Origin of the sequence: Citricoccus sp. (genome assembly GCF_032154715.1) — a bacterium.
In the GTDB taxonomy this organism is placed as follows: domain Bacteria; phylum Actinomycetota; class Actinomycetes; order Actinomycetales; family Micrococcaceae; genus Citricoccus.
Window position 1 is genome coordinate 1 of record NZ_JALDXU010000145.1, and the last position, 4,910, is coordinate 4,910.

Below are 4,910 nucleotides of genomic sequence, written 5' to 3' on the forward strand. Positions count from 1 at the left end.
CGGTGCACGAGCAGCTGGCGGTGCGCACCATCTGCGGTGCCCTGCTGGAGGAGGAACCGGAGTTGCATGATGACGTCTACTTCGGCGCCTTCTCGGCGCTCGATCTGGCGGATCGGTACGCCGAACGGATGCTGACACGGTGGGCGGCATGAGCGGGACGGAAGAGCCCTCCCCGGGCCACCCGGACGTGATCCTGTGTCCCGGAGGGCCGATGCTGCTGCGCGGTGACCACGTGGTGCAGGACGAGGACGGCAACGAGCACCGCACGTGGCGCCCCGTCAGCGCCGTCTGCCGGTGCGGGGCCTCCGCAGTCAAGCCGTGGTGCGACGGCACGCACAAGGTGCTGCGCCAGCGCGGTAATTAAGCGTGTCCCCGGCCGTTGCCGGACGGAGTGACCGATCCGGTATGGGGCGCCCATGGTGGGGGACGGTGTGCGAGCGAGTCCACCCCCTGGCCGCCCCACGAGCGCACTTTTAATGGGCGTTCCGCATTCATTGCACCGGCCCTGAGCCCTCGCTACCTTGAACGCACGTCACCACCTTTGACCGGCTCTCAGAGGTTCGGCAGAGGGGTGGCCGATGCAGGGTCTCCGCGGTCATCCCGCTGGAAGAACCCCGACTCCACCGACGTGTGGACGCACGCCGGACGCTACAAGTCAGGAGAGCATGCCATGCAGGACTTCAACACTGTAGAGCAACTTCAGGATGCGACCGTCTACGGCACTGATGGCGAGAAGATCGGATCCGTCGGCCAGGTGTATCTCGATGACCGCACGAACCAGCCCACCTTCGTCACGGTGAAAACGGGACTCTTCGGAGCCAAGGAGACCTTCGTCCCAATCTCGAAGGCCAGCCCCTCCCGGGACGGACTGCAGGTTCCCTTCGACAAGGCGTTCGTCAAGGATGCCCCGAACGTCGATGCCGATGGATCTCTGACCCCGCAGGAGGAACAGCGGATCTACGAGTACTACTCCATCGACTCTTCGGGTACGGCCGACACCGGCCGGGACACGGCCGGCATGGGCCGGGACACCGCCGACGCCGGCCGGGACACCGTCGGCACCGACCAGGGCACGGCGGGCGCCGTCCCCGGTGCTGATCATGATGCCGGGCGTGACACCAGGGGCGATGCACGCCGCGATGTCGGCACGGACACCGAGTCCGTCACCGCACGGAACGAGCAGCTCAACGTCGGCACCGAGGTCCATGAGACCGGCCGGGTGCGGTTGCGCAAGCACGCCTACACCGACACGGAGACGGTCGAGGTGCCGGTGAGCCGGGAAGAGATCGTCGTGGAGCGTGAGCCCGTGGACCCGAACTCGGCGGAAGCCCGGCGCGGGACCGGAGACGAGGAGGTGGAGGTGACCACCCACGAAGAGGTCCCCGTGGTGAACAAGACGGCGACGGCTGAGAAAGTCACCGTGGACAAGACCCAGGTCCAGGACACCGAGCGGGTCGCCGGAACCGTGCAGCACGAGGACGTCGAGGTGGATGAAGACGGCCCGGACGCCGGCCGTCGCGATCGACGCGACTGACCCCGACGGTCCCTGACGCCCGAGCTCTCACCAAACCCAACCGTCGGTTGAGAGCTCGGGCCGCCGGGTCGATCAGGCTGGCAGTGACCAGGTTGGCCGGAACGGCTAGTCGGCCGACGCGTTTTCCGTTAGCGTGACAGATGGGTCTAGCAGTGGGCTCTTCCGAAGCGACTTTCAGGAGAATCGTGGAGCAATCACTGCGTGTCCATATTGAGGCCCCCGTACTGACCGGACCGGTCCGGACTGACGTCACCAGCCCGCCACAGCCCTCCTCGCCTGCGGCTCCTGATCCGATGCGGCTGATCCTGAAGGTCGGGCCCATGGCCCACGGAGGGCACTGCGTCGCTCGCCATGAGGGGAGGCCGGTGTTCGTCCGTCACGCGATCCCCGGCGAGACCGTCATCGCGGAACTGACCGCCGCCGCGCCCTCGGACCAGTTCTGGCGGGCGGACACCGTCAAGGTGATTCGCCCCTCGGAGTTCCGGCGTCTGAACCAGTGGAAGCTGGCCGACTCGCTGCGCTCCTACCCTGCTGGCCGCCAGCCCGTGGTCGGCGCGGAATACGGCCACATCGTGCTGGAGTACCAGCGCCGGCTCAAGGCACAGGTCTTCCGGGACACCATGGTCCGGTTGGGCCGGCAGACGGTGGAGGACGTGGAGGTCCTCGTCCACGGGATGACCGGCGACGAACCTTCCGGACTCCATTGGCGCACCCGTACCACCTTCGCCGTCTCCCCGGGGGGCCGGTTGTCCATGCCCGTCCACAGCGGCCGGAACACCATTCCGGTGAGCAACATCCCGCTGGCGGTCCCGGAACTCAACGAACTGCACCTGTGGGAGATCGACTTCTCCGGCGCGGCCAGCGTGAAGGTCACCACGCCGGGCCACTGCCGCGAAGCCCTCATCATCGTCACCCCGCTCCCGCAGATCGCCGACTCACCGGAGACGCTGACGAGCTATATGACGGTCTGGCGGCGTCAGCTGTCCAGGCTTCCGAAGCGGATCTCCGCCGTGGTCGCCGTGGGCAAGGCCGGAAAGAATCAGACGAGCCAGAAGACCGAGACCCAGACGGCACTCGGAGGCACGGCGGAGGACGTCCTGCTGCGTGGCCGTTCCTGGGTGCAGGAGGACGTCTGTTCGGAGCGGTTCGGCACCCGGACCTTCCGGGTCACCGGAGAAGGGTCCTGGCCGGTCCACCGGGACGCCCCGGCCACCCTCGTCGAGGCCGTCATGGACGCCGCCGAGGTCCAGGACGGCCAGGTGGTGGCAGACCTGGATGCGGGGGCAGGTCTGTTCTCCCGCTTCCTCGCCGCAGCGACCGGTCCGAAGGGCGCAGTCCTCTCCGTCGAAGCGGATCCCCGGGCGAGCCGTGATGCCCGGCAGAACCTGCAGGACGTGTCCCACGCGATCGCGCTCAACGGGACAGCCGCTGAGGTGCTGAGCGGCTGGCTGCAGGCGCCGGATTCCGGATTCTCGGAAGGCGGTCTCCACAGCCGCCACGTCGACACGGTGGTGATGCACCCAGCGCGGCCGGGTGCCGGACGCGCGGTGCTCAGCCGGCTTCACGAGCTTCATCCCGGCAGGATCGTCTACGTCGCCGGGGATCTGGCGGCGTTCGCCCAGGACACCCGTTGTCTCAACGAGCGCGGGTGGAGGCTGGAGACCGTCCAGGTCTTCGACCTCTCGCCGGACACGCACCACATGACCTCGGTCGGCGTGTTCACCAGACCACGTGCCTGACCTGGCGGGACAGTAGATCTAACGATCGAAGTGCGTCTTGGTCGGAGCCTGGCCCACCTGGTCCACCAGGCTGGTGGCCAGGTCGCGAACCTTGATGTTGCGGTGACTGGAGACCTCCGTCAGGATCTTGAAGGCCTCCTCTTGCGAGCACCGGTTCTGACCCATGATGACGCCCACCGCGAGGTCAATGGACGTGCGGGATCGCAGGGCCGCGTCCAGGTCCGCCTGGGTCTCCTGGTGACGGGCCAACCGCACCGCCAGCCGAAGACCCTTGGATGTGATGCCGAGGATGCTCTCGATCTCATGGCGTGAGACCGCGTCATAACTCTGGTGATCGGAGAAGTAGATATTGAAGCAACCGGAGGCCTCACCGGCCAGGTCGAAGGGGAAGGCCAGGACGGAACTGACTCCGGCTTCCGCCGCCAGTGACGTGAAGGCGGGCCAGCGCTCATCGGACGCGCAGTCCGGGACGAACTGTGGCACCAACTCGGCTGCCGCGGTCAGGCAGGGCCCATCTCCCAACTCATACTGCTGGGCGTCCAGATCGTCGATCCACTCAGCGCTCGAGGCCATGGTGGCCGCGCGTTTCTGGCGCAAGACCGTCACCGAGCACCACAGCATTCCCGGGGTGGTCGACATGCCCTCGTGCAACGCCGTGGTGAAGTCCTCCACGAACGCCTGCAGGTCGGGGCTGTCGAGCAAAAGGTCGTAGAGCCACTCGCTCGCGGTGCCCTGCTCCGTCTCAGTCATGCACCCATGCTATCCCCGCCTGGCGCCGCGGACCGGCGCCAGGTCAGCGGCAGATCAGCAGTGAAGCAACGGTGGATCAGCGCGCGAGGCGCACCAGCACGCCGCGATCGAAGGCGCGTGTCTCGACCACTGTGACCGAGCCCTCCGGACGCTGGGCTGCCTCGGCCGCGATCGTCTCCGCCTGTTCGGTGGTGCCGAGCTGGAGCAGGCCAGAGCCGCCGTCGGCCAGGTGCCGGTCCATGAGGCCCACGCAGCTCCGCGCGAGGTCGAGGCCGTCGTCGCCGCCGTCGATGGCGAGCACCGGATCCGCGGGGAACCGCGAGGTGTCCGCCGAGCGCACCCACGGCGGGTCCGCCACGACCATGGCGAAGCGCTCACCCTCCGCCAGGGCGTCTTCCAGCCGGGCCAGGCGGAAGTCGATGCGCTCCGTCAGGCCGTTCGCCGCCGCGTTCTGCCGGGCGAACTCCTCGGCCACGGGGTTCACGTCCACCATGACCAGGCGGCGGTCCGAGTCCCGCACGGCGCCCAAACCGATATGCCCGACGCCGGCGCAGAGTTCCAGCACCGGGCCCGGTGCCGCCTCGGCCAGCAGTTCGGCCGCCCACGTGGACTGCGCCTCGGTCCAGGGCCGTGGCTCGAGCACGCGCTCGTCGAACGAGATGGCCAGGCCGCAGAAGGTCAGGTGTCGCATGACCTTCATTCTGCCGGACCAACGCCGGCCGTGACCGCCATGGACATCGTGGCATCTCAGGGTGTTGAGGAGGCTCAGGATGCCGCGCGCAGGCTCAGTTCGGGGATGCTGCGTTCGTCCTCGAGCAGTCCGAGGAGGTATGTGCCGTAGCCGGATTTGAGGAGGGGTTCGGCCACGCGGCGGAGTTGGTCGTCGG

At 67.9% G+C, this 4,910-nt stretch carries 5 protein-coding genes; 3 read left to right on the plus strand and 2 right to left on the minus strand.

Annotated features, from left to right (window positions below; translation table 11 throughout):
- The first annotated feature begins 148 nt into the window (after positions 1-148).
- The 3 genes from RUH65_RS15230 (at position 149) to RUH65_RS15240 (ending at position 3,273) form a co-directional block, all read left to right on the plus strand.
- On the plus strand, positions 149-364 hold the full coding sequence (locus RUH65_RS15230; protein ID WP_313818480.1) for a CDGSH iron-sulfur domain-containing protein: 216 nt from the start codon (positions 149-151) through the stop codon (positions 362-364).
- Positions 365-670: 306 nt separating this feature from the next.
- Positions 671-1,534 carry a PRC and DUF2382 domain-containing protein gene (locus RUH65_RS15235; RefSeq protein WP_313818481.1) on the plus strand — a complete coding sequence of 288 codons (864 nt, stop codon included), beginning with the start codon at positions 671-673 and terminating at the stop codon, positions 1,532-1,534.
- Between the two features lie 365 nt (positions 1,535-1,899).
- Complete coding sequence (locus RUH65_RS15240) at positions 1,900-3,273, plus strand: class I SAM-dependent RNA methyltransferase (protein ID WP_313818483.1); 1,374 nt, start codon at positions 1,900-1,902, stop codon at positions 3,271-3,273.
- A gap of 18 nt (positions 3,274-3,291) precedes the next feature.
- Here the strand turns inward: RUH65_RS15240 and RUH65_RS15245 are convergent, their stop codons facing one another.
- Positions 3,292-4,023 (minus strand): GAF and ANTAR domain-containing protein, encoded by a 732-nt coding sequence (locus RUH65_RS15245; RefSeq protein ID WP_313818484.1) that lies wholly within the window; start codon positions 4,021-4,023, stop codon positions 3,292-3,294.
- Between the two features lie 76 nt (positions 4,024-4,099).
- Positions 4,100-4,714, minus strand: a complete 615-nt coding sequence (locus RUH65_RS15250; RefSeq protein ID WP_313818486.1) for a class I SAM-dependent methyltransferase — start codon at positions 4,712-4,714, stop codon at positions 4,100-4,102.
- Between the last annotated feature and the right edge of the window lie 196 nt (positions 4,715-4,910).